General features: G+C 64.5%; 1 protein-coding gene. It reads left to right on the top strand.

All coding sequences use genetic code 11. From position 1 onward, the window contains the following. Positions 1–803: hydantoinase B/oxoprolinase family protein (locus FJW10_RS30310; protein WP_181177723.1), on the top strand; the 803-nt coding region annotated here is incomplete at its 5' end. Positions 804–1,124: the final 321 nt, after the last annotated feature.

Raw genomic sequence — 1,124 nt, 5'->3', positions numbered from 1 at the left:
TGATCAGGGTGAAGATCACCGTCGACCGGCAAAAGCGCGAGGCGACCGTCGATTTCACCGGCACGTCGCCAGTGATGAAGAACAACTTCAACGCGCCGGAGCCCGTCGCCCGCGCCGCTGTGCTCTATGCCTTCCGCGTCATGGTCGAGGACATGATCCCGATGAATGCCGGCTGCCTGAGGCCGATCAACATCGTCATCCCCGACGGCTCGATGCTGAAGCCGGCCTACCCTGCCGCCGTCGTCGCCGGCAATGTCGAGACCTCGCAGCATGTCACCAATGCGCTGTTCGGCGCGATGGGCGCGATCGCCAATGCGCAAGGCACGATGAACAACCTCACCTTCGGCAACAAGAAATACCAATATTACGAGACGATCTGCTCCGGCTCGCCGGCCGGCCGGATGAATTCGGGACGCGGCTTTGCCGGCACGTCCGGTGTCCATACGCACATGACCAATTCGCGCCTCACCGACCCGGAAGTGCTGGAACTGCGCTTCCCTGTCGTATTGGAGGACTTCCACATCCGCGAAGGCTCAGGCGGCAAAGGCAAGTGGAACGCCGGCGACGGCACGAGGCGCACCATCCGCTTCCTCGAAAAGATGGAATGCGCGATCCTGTCCTCCCACCGCAATCGCCCACCCCAGGGCCTCGACGGCGGCGGCGACGGCGAGGCGGGCTCGACCAAGGTCAGGCGCAATGACGGCTCGGTCGACGTTCTGAAGGCCTGCGACCAGACCACGCTCGATGCCGGCGAGGCCGTCATCGTCACCACGCCGACGCCGGGAGCTTTCGGTAAAGTGTAACGCGCAAGATCGGATGGCATTAGCCGGCGATGGGCGGGAAACGGTGGGAAACGCCGGGATCAGCCGCGCAAAGCCGCAGAATGCAAGGGATTGAGCGGCAAGCGGCGACACCGGAGCGAGCGGTGGCCGGAAATCGACCGCGCAACTTCAGTTGGCACCAAAACCGGCCGGCGGCGCGCAGCGCGCAAGATCGGATGGCAGCGGATTAGCTCGGGTCGGGACCGACAAAGCTCTCGACGATGCCCTTCGGAACGAGGCCGGCGAGCACGCACCGGCGGAGGCCGAGCTTGGTGCCGTTTAACGTCTCTGTCGCCTGGTCAC

Source organism: Mesorhizobium sp. B4-1-1, assembly GCF_006439375.1.
In the GTDB taxonomy this organism is placed as follows: Bacteria; Pseudomonadota; Alphaproteobacteria; order Rhizobiales; family Rhizobiaceae; genus Mesorhizobium.
This window is presented reverse-complemented; position numbering and strand designations above follow the sequence as displayed.